The 20459-nt window shown below is 60.7% G+C and carries 17 protein-coding genes and 1 riboswitch; of the genes, 2 read left to right on the forward strand and 15 right to left on the reverse strand.

Features of this window, described 5'->3' with window-relative positions; genetic code table 11:
- Position 1: 1 nt before the first annotated feature.
- The 3 genes from gcvP to groES form a co-directional block, all read right to left on the reverse strand.
- Complete coding sequence (gene gcvP / locus DYI20_RS07595) at positions 2–2920, reverse strand: aminomethyl-transferring glycine dehydrogenase (protein WP_233487890.1); 2919 nt, start codon at positions 2918–2920, stop codon at positions 2–4.
- 158 nt (positions 2921–3078) lie between these two features.
- Positions 3079–3180, reverse strand: a riboswitch (glycine riboswitch).
- 164 nt (positions 3181–3344) lie between these two features.
- On the reverse strand, positions 3345–4943 hold the full coding sequence (gene groL / locus DYI20_RS07600) for a chaperonin GroEL (RefSeq protein WP_110100617.1): 1599 nt from the start codon (positions 4941–4943) through the stop codon (positions 3345–3347).
- Positions 4944–5022: 79 nt separating this feature from the next.
- Positions 5023–5319 carry a co-chaperone GroES gene (gene groES, locus DYI20_RS07605; protein ID WP_110097882.1) on the reverse strand — a complete coding sequence of 99 codons (297 nt, stop codon included), beginning with the start codon at positions 5317–5319 and terminating at the stop codon, positions 5023–5025.
- A 210-nt stretch (positions 5320–5529) separates the two neighbouring features.
- Between groES and DYI20_RS07610 the strand changes: the two genes are divergently transcribed.
- Positions 5530–6858, forward strand: a complete 1329-nt coding sequence (locus DYI20_RS07610) for a THUMP-like domain-containing protein (RefSeq protein WP_110100618.1) — start codon at positions 5530–5532, stop codon at positions 6856–6858.
- Between the two features lie 23 nt (positions 6859–6881).
- Here DYI20_RS07610 and DYI20_RS07615 read toward each other — a convergent pair whose 3' ends face one another.
- The 4 genes from DYI20_RS07615 to DYI20_RS07630 form a co-directional block, all read right to left on the reverse strand.
- Complete coding sequence (locus DYI20_RS07615) at positions 6882–7637, reverse strand: iron ABC transporter ATP-binding protein (RefSeq protein ID WP_110100619.1); 756 nt, start codon at positions 7635–7637, stop codon at positions 6882–6884.
- Positions 7634–8668, reverse strand: a complete 1035-nt coding sequence (locus tag DYI20_RS07620) for an iron chelate uptake ABC transporter family permease subunit (protein WP_122549241.1) — start codon at positions 8666–8668, stop codon at positions 7634–7636. Before DYI20_RS07620 ends, DYI20_RS07615 begins: the two co-directional genes overlap by 4 nt.
- Entirely contained in the window at positions 8661–9593 is a 933-nt protein-coding gene (locus DYI20_RS07625; RefSeq protein WP_110098170.1) for an ABC transporter permease, read from the reverse strand. Before DYI20_RS07625 ends, DYI20_RS07620 begins: the two co-directional genes overlap by 8 nt.
- 175 nt (positions 9594–9768) lie before the next feature.
- Complete coding sequence (locus tag DYI20_RS07630) at positions 9769–10836, reverse strand: siderophore ABC transporter substrate-binding protein (protein ID WP_110100621.1); 1068 nt, start codon at positions 10834–10836, stop codon at positions 9769–9771.
- 410 nt (positions 10837–11246) lie between these two features.
- Between DYI20_RS07630 and DYI20_RS07635 the strand changes: the two genes are divergently transcribed.
- Positions 11247–12413, forward strand: a complete 1167-nt coding sequence (locus DYI20_RS07635) for a glutamate--cysteine ligase (protein ID WP_110100622.1) — start codon at positions 11247–11249, stop codon at positions 12411–12413.
- Here DYI20_RS07635 and tsaD read toward each other — a convergent pair.
- The 8 genes from tsaD to glmS all read right to left on the reverse strand — a co-directional run bounded on the left by tsaD (position 12410) and on the right by glmS (position 20429).
- Entirely contained in the window at positions 12410–13522 is a 1113-nt protein-coding gene (gene tsaD, locus DYI20_RS07640; protein WP_110100761.1) for a tRNA (adenosine(37)-N6)-threonylcarbamoyltransferase complex transferase subunit TsaD, read from the reverse strand. The genes DYI20_RS07635 and tsaD overlap by 4 nt on opposite strands.
- A gap of 23 nt (positions 13523–13545) precedes the next feature.
- Complete coding sequence (rimI, locus tag DYI20_RS07645) at positions 13546–14064, reverse strand: ribosomal protein S18-alanine N-acetyltransferase (protein ID WP_110123057.1); 519 nt, start codon at positions 14062–14064, stop codon at positions 13546–13548.
- Positions 14065–14069: 5 nt separating this feature from the next.
- Positions 14070–14732 (reverse strand): tRNA (adenosine(37)-N6)-threonylcarbamoyltransferase complex dimerization subunit type 1 TsaB, encoded by a 663-nt coding sequence (gene tsaB, locus DYI20_RS07650; RefSeq protein ID WP_122549242.1) that lies wholly within the window; start codon positions 14730–14732, stop codon positions 14070–14072.
- A 16-nt stretch (positions 14733–14748) separates the two neighbouring features.
- Positions 14749–15342 (reverse strand): tRNA (adenosine(37)-N6)-threonylcarbamoyltransferase complex ATPase subunit type 1 TsaE, encoded by a 594-nt coding sequence (tsaE, locus tag DYI20_RS07655; protein WP_122549243.1) that lies wholly within the window; start codon positions 15340–15342, stop codon positions 14749–14751.
- A complete protein-coding gene (alr, locus tag DYI20_RS07660) occupies positions 15335–16519 on the reverse strand; it encodes an alanine racemase (protein WP_110100624.1) in 1185 nt (394 codons plus the stop codon). The genes tsaE and alr overlap by 8 nt, the downstream gene beginning before the upstream one ends.
- Before the next feature lie 53 nt (positions 16520–16572).
- Positions 16573–18123 carry a bifunctional ADP-dependent NAD(P)H-hydrate dehydratase/NAD(P)H-hydrate epimerase gene (locus tag DYI20_RS07665; protein WP_110110274.1) on the reverse strand — a complete coding sequence of 517 codons (1551 nt, stop codon included), beginning with the start codon at positions 18121–18123 and terminating at the stop codon, positions 16573–16575.
- An 8-nt stretch (positions 18124–18131) separates the two neighbouring features.
- On the reverse strand, positions 18132–18482 hold the full coding sequence (locus DYI20_RS07670) for a holo-ACP synthase (RefSeq protein WP_110097894.1): 351 nt from the start codon (positions 18480–18482) through the stop codon (positions 18132–18134).
- A 66-nt stretch (positions 18483–18548) separates the two neighbouring features.
- On the reverse strand, positions 18549–20429 hold the full coding sequence (gene glmS / locus DYI20_RS07675) for a glutamine--fructose-6-phosphate transaminase (isomerizing) (protein ID WP_110097895.1): 1881 nt from the start codon (positions 20427–20429) through the stop codon (positions 18549–18551).
- Positions 20430–20459: the final 30 nt, after the last annotated feature.

Raw genomic sequence — 20459 nt, forward strand, 5'->3', positions numbered from 1 at the left:
TTTACTCCCCCTGCTGTTGGTCGTCGCCGGATACCTCAAAGGCTTCAATGGGCGGGCAGGAACACACCAGGTTGCGGTCACCGGCCGCACCATCGATGCGTCCCACCGGCGCGAAGTACTTACCACGACGCAACTCGGGAACCGGGAAGGCGGCTTGTTCGACCGAGTAGGCCCGATCCCAGCTGGAGCTGATCACAGCATCCTGGGTGTGCGGTGCCCGACGGAGCACCGAATCCTCGGCGGCCACCTTGCCGTCAATGACTTCCTGAATCTCTTCACGCATGGCATGCATCGCCGCCAGAAAACGCTCGATCTCGTCCAGCGACTCGGACTCGGTCGGCTCGATCATCAGTGTGCCCGGAACCGGGAAAGCCTGGGTCGGGGCATGGATGCCGAAGTCGATCAAGCGCTTAGCCAGGTCTTCGACAGTAATCCCGGAGTCCTTGGTGAGCTCGCGGACGTCGATGATACATTCGTGCGCGACCAGGTTGTTGTCTCCGGTGAACAGGATCGGAAAGTCCTCGTGGATCCGACGTGCCAAGTAGTTGGCGTTGAGGATGGCAGTCTGCGATGAGGCCTTAAGTCCTTCAGCACCGGTCATCGCAATATAGGCCCAGGAGATGGGCAACACGCCGGCGGAACCGAAGATGGTGGCCACCACGGGATTGCCACCGCGGGCTGTCAGATCGTGGGCACCGTCGTCTGCCAGCGGGTCACCGGGCAAGAAATCCACCAGGTGCTCCCCCACCCCGATGGGCCCCACACCGGGGCCACCACCACCGTGCGGGATACAAAAGGTCTTGTGCAGGTTCAGGTGGGAAACATCGCCACCAAATTGGCCGGGCTTGGCCAGCCCCATCAGCGCGTTGAGGTTGGCGCCGTCAAGGTAGACCTGACCGCCGGCGTCGTGGATCTTCGCGCACACCGCGCGCACCTGGGTTTCATACACGCCGTGGGTGGAGGGGTAGGTGATCATGATCGCAGCGACCTGATCCCCGGACTTCTCCAGGATGCTGTCCAGATCTTCCATGTCGATCGAGCCATCGGGGGCGGTTTTGACCACCTTGACGGTCAGTCCGGCCAACACTGCTGAGGCAGCGTTGGTGCCGTGGGCCGAGGCCGGAATCAAGCACAGACGACGCTGTTGATCACCCTGAGCGATGTGGTAGTTGCGGATCGCCATCAGACCAGCGTATTCACCCTGCGAGCCAGCGTTGGGCTGGACCGAGACGGCAGCGTATCCGGTGATCTCCGCCAGCCAGTCTTCCAGTTCTGCAATGAGCTCGCGCCAGCCGGCGGCCTGATCGGCCGGAACGTAAGGGTGAATGCTGGCAAATTCGGGCCAGGTGATAGATTCCATTTCCGTAGCGGCGTTGAGCTTCATGGTGCACGATCCCAATGGGATCATGGTCCGGTCCAGCGCCAGGTCTTTATCCGCCAAGCTGCGCAGGTAGCGCATCATCTGTGTTTCGGAGTGGATGGTGTTGAAGGTCGGGTGGGTCAGGTAGTCGCTGGTACGCACGAGGGAAGAATCCACCACATCGGCGATCTCGTAGGAAACTTCGTCCAGCTCGCGTGTAGCGCTGGCCGGAAGCTCGGCGCCAAAAGCCTTGGCAACCGCTTCCAGGTGCGCAATGGTGGTGGTCTCATCCACGGACACACCCACGCGGGTCGCATCCACGTGGCGCAAGTTGATATCGGCGTCCAGGGCCTGGCTGATGACCTGCTCGGCTTGGGCTTCGGAGCCGGTGTCGACCACGAGAGTGTCAAAATAGCTGGTGGTGGCCAGGTTTAGTCCGGCCGAGGTAAGGGCCTCGCCGAGCACGCGGGCCTTGGCATGCACCTCGGAGGCAATCTTCCGCAACCCGGCCGGGCCATGGTAGACGGCGTACATGGAGGCAGTGACCGCCAGCAGTGCCTGCGCGGTGCAGATATTGGAGGTCGCCCGGTCGCGTCGAATGTGCTGTTCGCGGGTTTGTAGGGCCAAACGGTAGGCCGGGGTTCCGGCGTCATCAGTGGAAACACCCACCAGACGGCCCGGCAAGGAACGCTCCAGCCCGGCACGAGCCGCCATATAAGCCGCGTGCGGACCACCGTAGAACAGGGGCACACCGAACCGCTGGGTGTTACCCACCGCAATGTCAGCGCCTTGCTCACCGGGAGGGGTAATCAGGGTCAAGGCCAGCAAGTCAGCGATGACCGTCACGAATCCGCCGGCTTCTTTGGCGGTGGCAATCACCTCGGACTGGTCACGGACCCCACCGTTATTGCCGGGTTGCTGCAGGATGATGCCACACAGGCCTTCTTCCGGCAGATTGTCGGTGACGTTGTCAGGGTTGGAGAGGTCACGAATGTCGATCTCCAGGTCCACCATGGTAGCCCGAGAGGTCACTACCGAGAGGGTCTGCGGGAAGATGTTTTCGTCGACCAGGATGATGCCTTTGGATTTCTTCCGATTGGCACGGCGCATCATCAGCATCGCTTCGGCGGCGGCGGAAGCTTCATCCAGCAGGGAGGCGTTGGCCAACTCCAACCCGGTCAGGTCCATCACCATGGTTTGGAAGTTCAACAATGCTTCCAACCGGCCTTGGGAGATTTCGGCCTGGTAGGGAGTGTAGGCGGTGTACCAGGTCGGATTCTCCACCACGTTGCGACGAATGACTGCCGGGGTGAAGGTGTTGTAGAAACCTTGCCCGATCATCTGGGTTTTCACCTGGTTTTTACCGGCCATCTCCCGCAGGCGATCCTGCGCCTGTTCTTCGCTGAGCGGGGCGGGCAGGTTCAGCGGCTCGGTAATCCGAATGTCTTCGGGAACGGCGGCGTCGACTAGATCCTCAACGGAGGCATAGCCGACTGTGTCGAGCATGGTCTGGACATCTTGTGCGGTGGGTCCGAGATGACGGGTGATAAATGAGCTCATCGGAGTACCTCTCATTGTGCTGTCGGTGGCCCACGACCGGTAGTCGTGTCCCCGCTCTGTTCAAGACCTGAGAGTTTTAGCCGCACTCGGTCGGGACCGGGTCCGGTTTTGCACCGTCGGTGAGACCTGAGTGACTCAGGGCTACTTTCCAGAGTTGCCTAACACAAGCGATTCTGTGACCTGAGAGATTCTTGGGGGTGTTACTCCTTCGGTACCTCCTCCGGTGTTGCCACCGAATGAGATTCTCCCGCCTGCGCTCAACGGCATCACCGTCAGTTTACGTGATCTGGGAATCACTGCTCAACACATCACCATTCTGACGGGCACACTCACGACACGCCGGAAAAAACACGTGTGGCCCCGCCAATTCAGGCGGGGCCACACTGAAGATGTCAGGACGCATCAGCACGGTCAGCGCCGGTGATTAGTCCTCGTCTTCGTCTTCGTCGGTCTTGTCGGCGACCAGGGTTTCAGTGGTCAGCACCAGACCAGCAATGGAGGCTGCGTTCTGCAAAGCTGAACGGGTCACCTTCACCGGGTCGATGATGCCCTGCTCCAACAGGTTGCCGAATTCGCCGGTCTTGGCGTTAAAGCCCTCGTTGGCTTCCAGCTCAGCGACCTGAGAGATAATGACGTAGCCGTCCTCGCCGGCGTTCTCAGCAATCCAGCGCAACGGCTGCACCAGAGCGCGACGAACCACACCGACGCCGGCGGCCCGGTCGCCGGTGAGCTGGTCCAGCTCGGCGTTGTCATCCAGAGCCTTCAGTGCGTTGATCAGCGCGGTACCACCGCCGGCGACAATGCCTTCTTCCAGGGCGGCACGGGTCGAGGAGACAGCGTCTTCAATCCGAGCCTTACGCTCCTTGACCTCGACCTCAGTGGCTGCACCAACCTTAATCACACCGACACCGCCGGCGAGCTTAGCCAAGCGTTCCTGGAGCTTCTCGCGATCCCAGTCGGAATCGGTGGCATCGATTTCGGACTTGATCTGAGCCACGCGCGCTTCCACGTCAGCATCGGAGCCAGCACCTTCCACGATGGTGGTGTTGTCCTTGGTCACAGTCACTCGACGGGCGCTACCCAGGACTTCCAGGCCAACCTGGTCCAGCTTCATACCGAGATCTTCGGAGACCACCTGACCACCGGTGAGGATCGCGATATCCTGCAACATGGCCTTGCGACGATCACCGAAGCCCGGAGCCTTCACGGCCACAGCATTGAGTGTCCCGCGGATCTTGTTGACCACCAGGGTGGATAGTGCCTCACCGTCGACGTCTTCGGCGATGATCATCAACGGCTTCTTCTCGTTGAGGACCTTCTCCAACAGGGGCAGGAATTCCTGGACGTTGGAAATCTTGGACTGGGTGATCAGGATATAGGGGTTCTCCAGTACCGCTTCCTGACGGTCAGTATCGGTGACCATGTAGGGCGAGAGGTAGCCCTTATCGAACTGCATACCTTCGGTGATATCCAGATCGGTCGAGGTGGTGGAGGATTCTTCGATGGTGATCACACCGTCAGTGCCCACTGCATCGAAAGCGCGAGCCAGCAGTTCACCGACTTCGTCGTCGCCAGCGGAAATAGCCGCCACCTGAGCCAGGTTCTTGTCGGTGACGTCCTTGGCGTTGTCCAGCAGACGCTGTTCCACAACAGCCACGGCCTGCTCGATGCCCTTCTTGACTTCGTTCGGGGCAGCGCCGGCAGCCACCAAGCGCATACCCTCATTGACGAGAGCCTGAGCCAGCACAGTGGCGGTGGTGGTACCGTCACCAGCGATGTCTTGAGTTTTGGTGGCAACTTCTTTAGCCAGCTGGGCGCCCATGTTTTCGTAGGAGTCTTCCAGCTCGACTTCGCGAGCGATCGAGACACCATCGTTAGTAATGTTCGGGGCGCCGAATGCCTTGTCGAGCACGACGTTGCGACCCTTGGGCCCCAAAGTGACCTTCACAGTGTCGGCCAGACGATCGATACCGGCCTGCAGTGCACGGCGAGCATCGTCATTGAACAGTAGCTTCTTGGCCATCTGTTCTCCTTCCGGTTATTTCAGGACAGTCTTTTCACTCAATCTGTTCTGTCAGTGAATGATCAGCGACTGAGCAGACTTACTTGGTGACAACAGCCAGCACGTCACGTGCGGAGAGCACCAGGTACTCTTCGCCGTTGTACTTAACCTCAGTGCCACCGAACTTGGAGAACAGCACGACGTCGCCTTCGTTGACGTCGACGGAGACGCGCTCGCCACTATCGGTGATACGACCGGGACCAACGGCCACGACGGTGCCTTCCTGTGGCTTCTCCTGTGCGGTATCGGGAATGACCAAACCGGAAGCGGTGGTCTGCTCGGCTTCCAGCGGCTGGACGACAATGCGGTCCTCAAGGGGCTTGATGGAAACTGCCATAATCAAACTCTCCTGTAGTTCTTTGTCACGTTTTTCGTGAACTGAATCAAGGTTTTTGCGCCGGGCGAGCCAACCGTCGTCGCGGGTGCCGGATGGCGTCTGGCATTTAGCACCTTCACTGTTCGAGTGCTAACTCGACTCTATTCTGTGATTAGCACTCGGTCAAGATGAGTGCCAGCCTGTTCTGCTCAGAGAGGAGCAGGCGGTAACGTGAACATCGTGCCAACACACCAACCCACTGCTGAAAACGCCGAAACCTGGGCGCAACTGCTCTCTCCGGCCGGTCGCGCTCTGCTCGATAAGCTCACCACCGAGACGAGTTATCACCGTGAAGATCCCCTGCAGTTAGCGACGCAACTGCGCCGGGACGGCGTGGACTCCACGCTCGCTGCCGCAGTGCTCACCCAGCTGAAGTTGCGCGAAAAAGCCCACGCAAAGTTCGGCGAGTTCGCCCAGCACATGTTCTTCACCACTGATGGGTTACAGCAGGCCACCCGCCTGGGCGTGGCGGCCCACCATGCCCGCCGTTTTCAGGCCCACGGCATCCAGCACGTGATTGATCTCGGATGTGGGATCGGCGGCGATGCCATGGCTTTTGCGGCGATCGATTTGCAGGTCACCGCGGTGGAGGTCGACGACATCACCGCGGCGGTGGCCACCTTGAATTTGACGCCGTTCCCGCACGCTGAGGTGATCGCCGCCGAGGTCGAGACCTGGGTCGCCGATCATGCCGAGCAGCTTTCGGGAGCCGGGCTGTGGTTGGACCCGGCCCGACGTGAAGTCTCCACCGCCGAATCCGCCCACCGGATTTTCGATCCGGAGTCTTTCTCTCCCCCCTTGTCCTTTGTCGAACGGCTCGCCGATGCCGGACACGCCGTCGGGGTCAAGCTCGGTCCCGGTCTCGCCCATGACTCCATTCCCACCACCGCCGAGGCCCAGTGGGTCTCGGATCACGGGTCGGTAGTGGAGGTAGCCCTGTGGTTCAATGATCTTGCCCGTCCCCGGGTGCGCCGAGCCGCCTTGGTGACGACCGCCCACGGTAGTGCTGAGTTCACCTCGGATCGGGAGTTCGGTGACGATCCCAAGGTAGAGGTCCGTCCTACTCCCAGTGTGGGTGGCTATCTCTACGAACCCGATGGCGCGGTGATCCGTTCGGGGCTGATCCGCGAGTTGATGGCTCGGGAGTTTGGGGCCACCGCGCAAGACTCTCCCAGCTGGTTGCTCGATCAGCACATCGCTTATTTCTGTTCCGATCACCTGGTCGACAGCGACTTTGCGACCGCTTATCGGGTTGTGGAGGTTCTGCCCTATCATCTGAAAAAGCTCAGGGCCTGGATCGCCGAACACGGGATCTCTCGCCTTGATATTAAAAAGCGTGGAGTGGACGTCACCCCTGAGCAGCTTCGTCGGATGCTGATGGCAGGTACGGCGAAAACTCGCAAGAAAACCAAGGCCGGTGGCCATCAGGCGACCTTTGTCCTGACCCGGATCGGTAACTCTCGAGTGGCGCTCGTCGTCGAACCGGCCGAGCAGTCCTGACCGCACCCCGCCGAAAACTGGTCCTAGAAGTAGACCGCCACCGGGCCGTCGTGATCGTCGATAATACGGACCGTGGTGCCGAAAATCTCGGTGAGTACCTCGGGTTGCATAATCTCTGCGGTGGGGCCGGCATGAGAAATCTGGCCGTTTTTCATCGCGACAATATGATCGGCGTACCGGCCGGCAAAGTTGATGTCGTGGAGCACGATCACCACGGTGCGACCCAGGGCATCGCAGGCTCGGCGCAGTTGGTGCATCATGTGCACCGAGTGGGACATATCCAGGTTGTTCAGCGGCTCATCGAGTAAGAGGTAGTCGGTTTCTTGGGCCATCACCATCGCCACATAGGCGCGTTGGCGCTGACCGCCCGACAGCTCATCGAGGTACCGGTCCTGGAGGGTGACCAGATTGAGAAATTCCAACGCCTCATTGATGGCGCGTTCGTCGTCGACGGTGAGTCGCCCTTTCGAGTGAGGGTAACGACCAAAACCGACGAGTTGGCGGACGGTAAGACGGGTGATGAAATGATTCTCCTGACGCAGGATGGCCAGCGTTGTGGCGATTTGAGCCGAGGGCACCTTGTGCACGTCCTGACCGGCGACGGTAATCCAGCCGGTATCAGGTTGCTGAAGCCGTCCGATCATGGTCAATAGCGTGGACTTACCGGCACCATTGGGGCCTACCAACGCGGTGACTTGCCCGGCTGGGATTGCTAAGTCGATGGGGCCGATCTCAGCGTCTTCTGAGTATTTTTTGGCGATATTGCTGATCTGAATCACAGTCGCCCCTTTCTCATGATCACGACCAGGAACACCAAGCCACCGATCATTTCAATGATCACGGTCACCGCCCCTTGAGCATAAAAGATATTGCGCAACACGAAGTACGCTCCGGTTAACACCACATAGCCGAGCAATATGGCCACCGGGAAGATGCGCTTGTGATCGTAGGTGTCGGTGAAGCTATAGGCCATCGCGGCGATCAAGAACCCCAGGAAGGTCATCGGCCCCCCCAACGAGGTGGTCACCGCCATCAGGATCGAGACCAGCAGCAGGGTTTTCATCACCTCGTGTCGGTGGACCAGCCCCAGGTTTTCAGCCACCGGTTTGCCGAGGCTGAGGACGTTGAGCCGGTTGGCTCGGCGTAAGAGCAGAAACGCGACGACGATGACAAGTGGGATGACGACCGGTAAGAAGTCGGTGTTGGCGTTGGCGAGATTGCCGAAGGTGCGTGCCGAGAGCACATCGAATTCATTGGGGTCCAGCATCCGTTGCATAAAGGCCGACAGGGAGCTCAGCCCGCCACCGATCACGACACCAACCAGCAGCATGATGTGCACGTTGGAAAATCGGCCGGAGAGTAGCCAGCCGTAGAGCAGTGAGGCGAGTCCGACCATCAGCACCATTTGGAGGATAAAGGGCACCAGGCCCCGGCCGATCGCTGCACCGGCGATACCGAAGAAAAACACTAAGGCGGTTTGGATCGCCACATAGAGGGATTCGAACCCCAGGATCGAGGGGGTCACGATCCGGTTGGCGGTGGCTGTCTGGAAGGAGACGGTGGCCATCGCGTGGCAGGTGGCGACCAGCATCATCACCACGATGGTCGACAACCGCGATTCGACAATCAGCCAGAACCCCTTGTGCCCGAACGGGACCGGAATACCGTAGGTGAGCATTCCCATCGTCGTCAGCAGGGATAACACGATCAGTGAGGCCACCAGGATGAAGTAACGCTTGCGGTGCCGTGCGGTGACAAAGGACCCGGTTTTCGCCCGATGTCGTTGCGGGGCCTGCGGAGTTTTAAACACGCGTGCGCCTCCTGACCAGCAGGTAGACGAACACGGTCGCTCCCAGGACACCCAGGATCATCGAGACAGGAATCTCGAACGGCATGATGATGGTGCGACCAATGATGTCGCAGACGGTCACCACACAGATGCCGACCAGACACACCCACGGCAGGTTTGAGCGCAGGTTATCTCCACGGAACAACGAGACGATATTGGGCACGATCAGGCCCAAAAACGGTAACGCTCCGACGATCACGGTGACCACACCAGTGGTCACGGCCACCAGAGCAATACCGGTAAAGAGCACCAGCCGGTAGTTCAAACCGACGTTGGTGGCAACTTCTTCACCGAGTCCGGCCACGGTGAAGCGGTCGGCTGTCAGAAAGATCAGCACCAATACGATCGCGACAATCCACAGTAGCTCGTAGCGTCCTCGCACGATCGAGGTGAAGGATCCGGCAAACCAGATGCCCAGGTTCTGCAACATGTCGTATTGCAACGCGATGAAGGTGGAGAAGGATCCCACCACAGCACCGAGCATGATGCCAACGATGGGCACAATGAGTGATGATTTCAGCGCCACGCGCCGCAGGAAGAGGAAGAAGACGATGGTACCGATAAAGGCAAAGAGGATCGCTCCGACCATACGCATCATCAGGGTCGGTTCGGGTAGTAGCAGCCAGGTGAGCATCAACCCCAGACCGGCCCACTCAATGGTTCCGGTGGTGGAGGGCTCAACGAACCGGTTTTGAGTCATCAGTTGCATGACCAGTCCGGCCACCGACATGGCGGCACCGGCCAGGATCAGTGCCAGGGTGCGTGGCAGCCGGGTAATGAAAAACATCTGCCGTCCACCCTCTTGGCTCAGGTCGTAGACGCCGATGAACAATGATGCGATCACCAGCCCGAGGGTGACCAGAACGCCGAGGGCTAAGGGCCACATGGTGTGCCAGATTGACCGGTGAGCTGTGGGGCCACTGGTTGGTGGTGTAGATGTCTCGGAACGGGACGGGGCCCTGTTCCGGGAGATCGTCTCTGACATGTCTCCTCACTTCGGCCACGAAATGGCCTGCCCCATCGGTGCGACGGGACAGGCCACCTGCTCGGCCAGGTCGGGATTAGTTTTCAGCCCCACCAGCGTCTTCAAAGGCCTCAGACATCTGGTTGAACAGCTCGGTATAGTGCTGAATGTCTTCGGCAGTGTAGAAATCAGGGCTCATGTAGATGACCTGATCTTCTTTCACCGCGGTGACGTCAGCCAAGGCTTCGGACTCTTCAATGAGTTCTTCAGCCGAGGAATACCCCTCTTCGTCACGGGCGCTGGTACCTGCGTCGCGGTCCAGAACAATCAGCCAGTCGGGGTTGGCTTGGGCGATGGTTTCCACGGAAATGTCGTCACCTTGGTGGTTAGCGGAACCGTCTTGGTCCAGAGCTGGAGTCAGCCCGATGATGTCATAGACCGGGCCCACGGCCCGACCGGTGGTCGGAGCTGAGTAGTTGATGTCCCCACCGGAGGTGATCAGCCCGGCTACGGTCCAGTCCTCATCGTAGGCGGCTTGTGCATTGTCGATGGCCACGTCGAAGTCATCGACAATCTGCTCGGCGTCCTGCTCACGCCCGAAGATCTCGCCCAGCAAAGTGGTCAGCTCCCGATACTGGTCAGCGACGTCACGGAAGCCTTCTTGTTCCTGACCTTCGCGGTCAACGGGGGAGGAGACAATGTTGGTGTCCACCATGGTTGCATCGGGAGCAGCTTCCTGCATGGCTTCAGTGTGCTGATCGAAACGTTGACCGTTCAAAATCAGATCCGGTGCGGCAGCGGTGACCTGTTCGAAGTCCGGTTCACGGTGGTTTCCGATATTGAGGATGTCCTCGTTCTCGCGGTAGGGCTTCAGGGTCTCGGTATCGGGCATCAGATCCACCGGTGCTGCCGAGAGCTCAATATCCCAGTCAGCCAGGGTCCCAAAGATCCGGTTATCAGTGGCCACAATGGATTCAGGGTTTTCGGGCAACTCCACCGTGTTGCCACCCATGTCGGTGACCTCGGTAGCAGTAGCACTACCGTCCTGTTCCGAATTGCCACCGTTATCGTTGGCCGACTCGGTGCCACCACAGGCGGTTAATCCCAGGGTTGCGGCGGTCACGAAGGCCATGACGCCCAGACGAGTGCGAGTCTTATTCTGCATTCTTGAACTCCAATTGAGTATTTGGTGAGTGTTCGCAAGCCTCAGGGTGGGACCCTTTCAAAAGGCTGGGCTTACCTAACTTCATTTACGCTACTAGAGCATTGCCAATTCGTCCACCGTTACCTGCCAGATATTCGCCATTCACTCATCGTTATCTCAGCGCCATCGAGCCATTTCGCCAGAAAAACCGCAGGCTTTCTTTTCGTCCGCACCTGTCGTGTGGCATAAAACACTCTCGCCGGGTGGCTGTGGAGGGAATGACATGGAGCTACCGAGCGTGGTTGGTGGGCAGAATATGTCGAACGATGTCAGCCCGGCATGTCGCACCAGGCCACAACTGGGATACCGGCTGATGCACTGGCTAAAATCATCGGTATTGTTACCGCTCGGGAAAGGCTCAAGTACCGCTGATGCATCTACCCTTCGCACCGTCTGAACCCGCAACACTGGGAATTGAGTGGGAGTTGGGGCTGGTTGATCGCCAGACCGGAGTACTACAACCTCTGAGCGATCGGATCGTTGACCGGGTGGTGGCACCCTCTGAGCAACGACCCTATTTGGTCTCCGGTGAGTTTATGCTCAACACCATTGAGCTCATCACTGGTGTGTGCCGTACCGTTGACCAGGGATTAGACCAGCTGGCTGCCGCTGGGCGAGAAGCTCTCAAGCACGCTCAGGCCGAGAACCTGCTGTTGTATTCGCAGGGCACTCACCCCTTCGCGTCGCCACGACAGGAAACGGTGGCTCCTCAGCAGCGTTATCAGCGGATGCTAGACCGCACCCAGTGGTGGGGCCAGCAGATGGTGATCTACGGGGTCCATGTGCATGTTGGGTTACCGAGTACTGATGCGGCGATGCCGGCGATCAACCAGCTGATTAACTACTACCCACACTTATTGGCATTGTCAGCCTCCAGCCCGTATTGGGAATCTCAAGATACCGGATATGTCTCCCAACGGACCTTGATTTTCCAACAGCTACCAACCTCAGGACTTCCTTTCCAGTTTGAGCAGTGGTCCGGGTTCGAGTCGGTGGTCAGCGATCTGATCAAAATCGGGATGGTCGACGATGTCACCGAGTGCCGGTGGGACGTTCGCCCGGTGCCCCGTTTGGGCACCGTGGAAATGCGGATCTGCGACGGGGTCTCGACGCTGAAAGAGATCGGTGCGTTGGCAGCGTTGACCCAGTGTTTGGTGGCTGAAGTGATCACCCCTGAGTCAGACCGGTACGCCCCGGTGGAGATTATGGCACCCTGGTTTGTTCAGGAGAATAAATGGCGGGCTGCCCGGTACGGGCTGGATGCGATCGTGATTATCAATGCCGCCGGGGATGAACAGCTGGTCACCGAACACCTCATGGAGACCATCAACCGGTTGGAGCCTGTTGCCCATCGGCTGGGTTGTCACACGCAGCTAGGCTGGGTGGAGGATTTGATTCGATCCGGGGGCCCGGCGGCGCAACAACGCCAGATTGCTCAGCGAGGAGACCCGGGGCGCGCCCCGGATGTTGCGGATCTAGCCCACGTGGTGTTGGATGCGGCCGGTCGCACCGAGCATTCACTGCTCAACTGGGGTTAGACGCTAATCTGGTCGACTGGTTGGCTCGGGTTGGCGGAGAAGTCCAGACCGGAGGGAGCCACCCCGGCCGAGACGAGATGCGCACCCAGGGCTGCCACCATGGCGCCGTTATCGGTGCAGAGCCCAACCGGCGGGATGGTCAGCGAGATACCGGCTTGCTCGCACCGCTGGGCCAAGAGGTCGCGCAATCGCGAATTGGCGGCTACTCCCCCGCCCAGAAGCACGTGGTCGATGCCGTGCTCTTGACAAGCCAGGACCGCTTTCGAGGTGATCACGTCTACGACGGCTTCCTGAAAAGAGGCGGCGATATCGGCCACCGGCACCTGGTCTCCGCGAGCGCGGAACTGCTCCACAGCCCGAGAAACCGCGGTTTTTAGTCCGGAGAAGGACCAATCGTAGCGGTGCGGGCCAGGCTCTTCGGCGCTACCGACGAATTTAGGGGCGGTCAAGCCACGTGGGAACCGAAACGCGGTGGGATCGCCTTCTGCAGCAAGTCGGTCGATGACTGGCCCACCGGGGTATCCGGTGCCTAGTAGCCGGGAGACCTTATCGTAGGCCTCACCGGCGGCGTCGTCGATGGTACTACCCAGCAGCTCGACGTTGTGGGCCAAGGAGGTGACCTGCAGAATTTCGGTGTGACCACCGGAGACCAGTAACGCTCCCAGGGCCTCCGAGTCCTCGGAGCCGAAACGACTGTGGCGTGCTGGCACGTCGTCGGTGTGGGCTTGATGGAGAAAGCCGACCCCGATGTGGGCCACCAGATGGTTGATTCCATATAGTGGCTTACGATAAGCCACCGCCAGCGCTTTAGCCCCGGCGACACCGACCATCAACGCTCCGGCAAGTCCGGGTCCGGCGGTGACTGCGATGGCGTCCACGTCCTCGGGGCTCACCTGGGCTTCCTCGAGGGCCGCATGGAAGACGGGCAGGAATTCGGTGACGTGGGCACGGGCGGCGATCTCGGGGATCACCCCGCCGAAGGCAACGTGTTCGTCCATCGAGGAGGCCACCTGGTGGGCCAGCAATTCTCGACCGCGCACAATGCCCACACCGGTTTCATCACACGAGGATTCGATGCCGAGCACCAGCGGTGCCCGTTCGGTCGGCATGGTCACAGGATGTGTCGGGAAGGTCATGAACGCGCTTTCGGGTCGTCGTGGGTCGGGGTGTTGGGCAGTATTTTACGCATCACCAAGGCATCGACTCCGGGCGGGTAGTAGTGCGGGCGGGTTGAAATGTGCTCAAATCCCAACTGTTGGTAGAGCTGTTGAGCGCCGGGGTTATCGGCACGTACCTCTAAGAGCAGGTCGGTGGCGCCACATTGCTGGGATTCGTCAAGCATCCACTGCATCAGGGCGGTCCCGATACCCTGGCGACGAACGGATTCTGCTACCGCGATAGTTTGGATATCGGCCAGGGGTAGCACACACATCAACCCCGCGTAACCGACGACCTGCTCTGTTGGTTCGCCGGTGGTGACCGCAACCCGATAGGCTCGGGTCCCGCCTTGCTCCGGTGGGGTGGTGGCGGCCAGTTCGTCGTGGAAGAAGGAAGCCGGCCAGGCATCCAGAGGGAACAGTTCTCGTTCCAGCGCATGCACGGCGGGGATGTCCTCGGCTGTCATCTGACGCAGTCGGTAGGCAATAGTCATCGGGATCACCCGTGGCGCATTGCGGCCGGGATGTGGGCGTCGTGACCGCGCAGGTACATCGGTGTAACCGCTTCGAGCCCACGGCCACGGCGGAGTGCCCGGATGCCGTAGTGCCCCAGGAATTCTGCCAGCGGCTGAGCCCGGTCCCATCCGGGCACGGCGTGCAGAGCGTCAGGGTACAGCCCGGCTCCGGCGCCGACAACCGGCAACCGGGTGACGTCTTCGGCGGAGGTGACAAAGGGGCCGTGCAGGCGCTGGGATTGTCCCCCGATCAGCTCGTAGTGGGCCCAGTACACCTCGTGTCGGCGGGCATCGGTGGCGACCACCAGTTCTTCGTACCCCTCACGCCACAGTGGTGCCACAGCCTGTTCGGCGAGCGCATCCAAGCTCATCACCCCATAGCAGGGAATGCCCCAGCTATCAGCCAGGGTGGCGGCGGTGAGCACACCGACGCGCAGTCCGGTGAAGGGGCCGGGGCCCACCCCAGCGAAGACCGCCTGAAGGTCCTGGACCCCCAGGCTGGCTTCCTCGAGCACTTCCGCCACATAGCCAGCCAAAACTTCGGAGTGGCTCCGTGTGTCCTCGGTGTGCCGGGTGGCGATGGTGTCGTGCCCGGTGACGATCGCTACCGAGGCTCCGGCAGCGCAATCAACAGCGAGATAGTACATACGGGAGTATCCCACCTTAGGGTTGGTCGGGGCCAGTCGATTCCTCGAAGACGACGGCTGGGTGATCAGGAATCAGCTCGGCAAGGTGAAAACGGCTGTGGTGGTCGCAGACAACGATCCGGCGAGATTCGTCGTGGTCGTCTGCCTCGGAAAAGTCGGTCACCATCGGTGCAGTGGGATCCGGGGTCCCACAGCGCTGAAAGTCTAGTTCGAGCCAGCCGGTAGTGGCGAACAGGGCCTCTGCGAGGCCACGGCCCCATTCGATGACGGTTACGGACTGCTCGAGATCGGTGTCGAGGTCGAGGCTGGCGAGCTCGTCGGCGCCCGAGATCCGGTAGGCATCCACATGGACCAAATCTGGCAGTCCGGGGTGCTGGTTGCGGTGGTGGTGGGCGATGACGAACGTCGGGGATTTCACCGGGTCGGTGATCTTCAGCCCGGTAGCCAGGGCCTGGGTGAAGGTGGTTTTGCCGGCACCGAGGTCTCCGGTGAGCACCAGCCCGTCACCGCCACGCAAGTGCGTGGCCAGATGATGGGCTACCGCGGTGGTTCCGGTTCGATTAGCCACGGTGATGACCAAGGAGTCCTGGGACTTGGTGCTCTCAGCCATCGATGCCCTCCGATACGTGGGGGTAGATGTGTTGCCGGGGTACCCGCTGGGAAATGCGGCTGACGATCTCGTAGTTGATCGTTCCGGCAGACTGTGCCCAGTGGGCCGCGGAAAGGCCCGAGCGTTCCCCGAAGAGTTCCACCTCAGCACCGACGGGTGCAGTAACGGTGTCTTCGGGGCTGATATGCAAGTCCACGACGAATTGATCCATGGCCACGCGCCCGCAACTGCGGTAGATTGTCCCGTCGATCCACACCGGGGCTTCCCGAGCGATCCGCGGGATGCCGTCGGCATAGCCCAGGGGGATCAAGGCCAGCCGGGTTGGCGCGCTGGTGTGATAGAGGTACCCGTAGGAGACCCCTTGGCCTTTCGGCACCGGTTTATTGTTGGCCACGCGGGTGCGTAAGGACATCACCGGGCGTAGTCCGAGGTCTTCGGCGCAGCGGTCGGCGAAGGGGCTGAGCCCGTAGATCGCGACTCCGGCGCGCACCAGATCCAGGTGGGTGTCGGGGCGGGACAGGATAGCCGGAGAGTTGGCGATATTGCGCAGGTCGATGGTCAGCCCATGGGTGCGGGCCCGCTCAACGGCCCAGTGGAAGACACGGAGCTGTTCGTCCACGTCTTCTTCTCGTTCGGGTTCATCGGCTACCGCCAGGTGGGAAAACACCCCGACGGTGCGGATGAGTCCTTGTTGTTGGTACCGTGCGGCGGTTTTGACCAGGTCTTCCCACTGTTCGGGAACGCAACCGTTGCGACCCAGCCCCGTGTCGATTTTCAGGTGAATTTTCGCGGGGGTGCCCATCTGTTCGGCCACCGAGGCGATATGGGGTAGCTCCCAGCCGGAGACGCCCAAATCGATATTGTGTTCCACCGCCTGGGCGAAGTCCGTGCCGGGTGCGTGCAACCAGGCCAGGGTGGGGGAGGTAATGCCAGCGGCCCGTAGCTGGAGTGCTTCTTCGACCAGGACCACGCCCAGCCAGCTGGCACCGGCCTCGAGTACCGTGCGGGCAACGGGGATCAGCCCGTGACCGTAGGCGTCAGCTTTGACGACGGCCATCAATTGGGCCGGGGCGACCCAGTCTTTGATGACGCGAATATTGTGGGCGAGGTTGGCGTGATTGATCACGGCGATCCGGTGCCCGTCTGGGGCCTCTGGGATGAACTCAGCAGAAGACATAACGACTCCATTATTCCACCACCGCTACGGCGACGGTACCGAATGTGTGGGATTTAGCCTCGTGAGGCGAGTACGGCTCGAACGGCCGGGGCTAGGTCCGAGGCGGAGACTGGTCCGGCGTGGCGTGCGCTCACGGCCGCGGCCCCGTGGAGGTGGATGGCAGCCAGCACATGGTGCAGCACCTGGTGTTCGGTGACAGGCGAGTTCGTGCGTGTCCACGCCGTGGCCAAACTGACAGCGATCAGCCCCGCCAAGGTGTCGCCGGTGCCGGCTGTGGCGAGGTCGGCGCTTTGGGCCGGGTGGAGTCCTCGCTGACCCGATGGGGTGGCCACGACGGTATCGGCGGCTTTCAGCACCACGTAGCAACCGGTTGCCTGCGCCAACGCGGTGGCCCAGGCCAGCGCGTCTTTGTCTCCACCGATCGTTGCCGGAACTGCCTCAGTGCCCACGAATCTCTGGCTCAGTCGCGACATTTCCCCGAGGTGCGGGGTCAGCACGGTGGGTGCGGTCCGCGAGCTGGTGCCTCCGAGACGGAGTCGGTCGAGCCACCCCTGGTCCACCAGGTCTAATCCGGTGGCATCAATGACCACCGGTAGGTCGTGTTCCACAGCATGGTCGAGCCCCTCGTCGAGCCGTTGCCGGCTGGTTGAGGTGTCGTCGAGCCCGGGGCCGATCACCAGGCTGGTGACCTGGGGCACCGGTGCGGCGGTGACCACGGTTTCCGGGCGATCGCCGAGTACGAGCGGTCGTAGGCTCGGCACGGTTTCTGGGTCGGCGATCAGGTTTACCATGCCGATTCCGCAACTGGCCACAGCTCGGCTACACAGCAGGGACGCGCCCGGATAGGCTTCGGATCCGGCAATGATTCCAACGACACCGCGGGAATATTTGTAGTCGGTAGCCCGTGGGGGTGGAAAACACGTTGTGACGTCGTGGGGGTCCGGGCACCACACCGTGGGTTGGTAGGATAGGTGCTCCTGCAACCCGATATCAACAGTGTGCACACGACCGGCGTGCTGGTGCCCTGCCGAGAGCAACAGTCCAGTTTTGGTGGCCCCAAAAGTGACCGTGGCGGTAGCGGTCAGCGTGTCTCCGTCCAGCTGTCCGGTATCGGCGTTGATCCCGGAGGGGATGTCACAGGCGATAACTGTGGTCTCCGGACGGGGTCGATCGATACCTCTCTGGGCCAGCACGGCGCTCATCGAAAAAGGACCGGAAGCGCCAGTGCCCAAGACCCCATCGATCACCACGTCGGTGCGCTGGCCCAAGGCGGTGACGAACCGGCCCCCTGCTCGGTGGAACGCGCTCACCGCGTCCTGCGCGTTCTGCTCCGGATTGCCGAGCACCGCAATGGCCTCGACCGAGACCCCACGCTCGGCCAGCATCGACAGCGCCCAGAGGGTGTCAGCACCGTTCTTTCCTTTGCCGATCAGCCCCACAACCCGGCTCCCATAAACCGCACCGTGAGCAGTCTCCGCCAGGTAGGCCAGTACGTGGTGCGCGAGTCCCCAGGCCGCACGGCGCATTAAAAGCGCCGAGGCGCCACGGGCAATTAGGGGCGCCTCGGCCTTTCGGACACTGGTTCCAAAGTAGAGCTTTTTCACGAGAGACCTTAGCCTTCAGCGACCACCATGGCTGCCGCCCAGCCACCGTCGTGAGACAGGGACAGGTGCCAGCGACGCACGCCCTTCGCTTCAGCAATATCGGCGATCGTTCCGGTCACCACCACGTAGGGTTGCCCGGATGCTTCGGCGCCGATGGTGCAGTGTTGCCAGTTCATGCCACCCGGGGCGGCCAACGCTTTGGCAACGGCTTCTTTGGCGGCAAAGCGGGCGGCCAGGGATTGCAGATTGAGCTCACGTTCGGGCGGGGTGAACAACCGTTCCTTAAGTTTCGGGGCTTTGCGAAGTTGCCCCGCAAAGCGGTTGATATCCACCATGTCTATCCCGATACCGATGATCATGTGCTCAGTCTACCGTTCCCTGTTGTTCGTCCTGGTGTTACTGTCTGCTGGCACCCCAGAGGAGCGTTATTCCACGGTGACCGCTTTGGCAAGGTTGCGTGGCTGGTCCACGTCATAGCCCTTGGCAGCTGAGAGTTCCATGGCGAAGATCTGCAACGGCACCACGGTCAACAGTGGCATCAGTAGCGGCATGGTCTCCGGCACGTAGAAGACCTGCTCGGCGAATTCCTTGACCTTCTCGTCTCCTTCGGCTGCCACGACCACGGTGGCTGCACCGCGAGCGCGAACTTCCTGAATGTTGGAGACCACTTTGGCGTGCAATGAGTGTCGGTCCCGCGGAGAGGGCACCACCACAAACACCGGTTGGCCCTGATCGATCAACGCGATGGGGCCATGCTTGAGCTCACCGGCGGCAAAACCTTCAGCATGGATATAGGCCAGCTCTTTGAGTTTCAAGGCACCCTCGAGAGCCACCGGGTAGCCCACGTTGCGACCCAAGAACAACACCGAGTTGTTCTGCTGCATCTGTTGCGCCAAGTCTTTGACCGCCGCAGCGTTTTCCAGCACCTTGTGAATCTTTGCCGGGATTTCGGCCAGTTCGGCCAAAATATCCTTGATCTGCTGGCTGAAAAGTTGCTTCTGTAACTGAGCCAGGTAGAGCCCCAGCAGGTATGCTGCGGTGATCTGGGCCAAGAAGGCCTTGGTGGAGGCCACCGCGATTTCCGGGCCCGCATGAGTATAGAGCACCGCGTCCGACTCGCGCGGAATGGTCGCTCCGTTGGTATTACAAATCGAGACGGTGCGCGCGCCCTGCTCGGAGGCATAACGGACCGCCATGAGCGTATCCATGGTTTCACCGGACTGAGAGATCGACACCACCAGGGTGGAGGGATCGATGATCGGATCACGATAGCGGAATTCGTGCGAGAGCTCGACTTCCACCGGGATCCGTACCCAGCGTTCAATGGCGTATTTAGCCACCATTCCTGCGTACGCGGAGGTTCCGGCGGCCAAGATCACAATTTTGGAGATGGCCTTGAGTTCTTCTTCATCAATGCGCAGTTCGTCCAGGGTCAGCCGACCGCTCGCATCGTGACGTCCCAACAGCGTATCCGCCACTGCGGTGGGCTGTTCGTGGATTTCCTTTTCCATGAAGGTCTCGTAGCCACCCTTTTCAGCAGCCGAGACGTCCCAGTCAACGGTGAAGGGTTTGCCTTCGGCCGGCTGGCCCTCGAAGGAAATGATCTCCACTGAATCGGCGCTGATGGTTACGATCTGGTCTTGATCCAGTTCAATGGCGTTGCGGGTCTCATCGATGAAGCCGGCAACGTCAGAGCCCAGGTAGTTGGCGTCATCGCCCAGACCAACCACCAACGGCGAGTTGCGACGCGAGGCCACCACGTGATCCGGATGCTCGGCGTGCACAGCCAGTAGCGTGAAGGCCCCTTCGAGCCGGTTGACGGTCAGCCGCATGGCCTCGGTGAGGTCCTGGTGCGCCTCGGTGCGGTAGAGGTGGCCCATCAACACCGCGGCCACTTCGGTGTCGGTTTCAGAGATGAAACTGTAGCCATCGGCCACCAGCTCATCTTTCAGGGCCGCAAAGTTTTCCACGATCCCGTTGTGGATCAGAGCGAGTCGGCCCTGATCGGCCAGGTGGGGGTGAGCGTTTTCGTCCGAGGGCACACCGTGAGTTGCCCAGCGGGTGTGTCCGATACCGACCTGCGCTTCGGGCACAGGGTGCTCGGCGATGTTGTCCAGAAGGTTCTGGAGTTTGCCTTCTTTTTTGCGCATTTCCACGTGGCTTGGTTCCTCCGTGGCAATGACCGCAATACCCGCGGAATCATAGCCACGGTATTCAAGTCGTTTCAGGCCGGTCGTCAACACGTCCACCGCGTTGCGCTGTGTCACGGAGACTGGCTGTCCTGCGTATCCAACAATTCCACACATGGATTCAACAATAGCCGGTGATGGACCACT

The sequence above is a fragment of the Auritidibacter ignavus genome (genome assembly GCF_003703835.1).
Lineage (GTDB): Bacteria > Actinomycetota > Actinomycetes > Actinomycetales > Micrococcaceae > Auritidibacter > Auritidibacter ignavus.

Excerpts from the sequence above, each read along its gene's own strand:
- glmS (WP_110097895.1), bottom strand. The coding sequence starts at position 20,429 with ATGTGTGGAATTGTTGGATACGCAGGACAGCCAGTCTCCGTGACACAG.
- groL (WP_110100617.1), bottom strand. The coding sequence starts at position 4,943 with ATGGCCAAGAAGCTACTGTTCAATGACGATGCTCGCCGTGCACTGCAG.
- DYI20_RS07630 (WP_110100621.1), bottom strand. The coding sequence starts at position 10,836 with ATGCAGAATAAGACTCGCACTCGTCTGGGCGTCATGGCCTTCGTGACC.
- tsaD (WP_110100761.1), bottom strand. The coding sequence starts at position 13,522 with ATGCCGACCGAACGGGCACCGCTGGTGCTCGGCATCGAATCCTCGTGT.
- gcvP (WP_233487890.1), bottom strand. The coding sequence starts at position 2,920 with ATGAGCTCATTTATCACCCGTCATCTCGGACCCACCGCACAAGATGTC.
- tsaB (WP_122549242.1), bottom strand. The coding sequence starts at position 14,732 with ATGTACTATCTCGCTGTTGATTGCGCTGCCGGAGCCTCGGTAGCGATC.
- alr (WP_110100624.1), bottom strand. The coding sequence starts at position 16,519 with ATGTCTTCTGCTGAGTTCATCCCAGAGGCCCCAGACGGGCACCGGATC.
- rimI (WP_110123057.1), bottom strand. The coding sequence starts at position 14,064 with ATGACTATTGCCTACCGACTGCGTCAGATGACAGCCGAGGACATCCCC.
- DYI20_RS07635 (WP_110100622.1), top strand. The coding sequence starts at position 11,247 with ATGCATCTACCCTTCGCACCGTCTGAACCCGCAACACTGGGAATTGAG.
- tsaE (WP_122549243.1), bottom strand. The coding sequence starts at position 15,342 with ATGGCTGAGAGCACCAAGTCCCAGGACTCCTTGGTCATCACCGTGGCT.
- groES (WP_110097882.1), bottom strand. The coding sequence starts at position 5,319 with ATGGCAGTTTCCATCAAGCCCCTTGAGGACCGCATTGTCGTCCAGCCG.
- DYI20_RS07625 (WP_110098170.1), bottom strand. The coding sequence starts at position 9,593 with ATGTGGCCCTTAGCCCTCGGCGTTCTGGTCACCCTCGGGCTGGTGATC.
- DYI20_RS07670 (WP_110097894.1), bottom strand. The coding sequence starts at position 18,482 with ATGATCATCGGTATCGGGATAGACATGGTGGATATCAACCGCTTTGCG.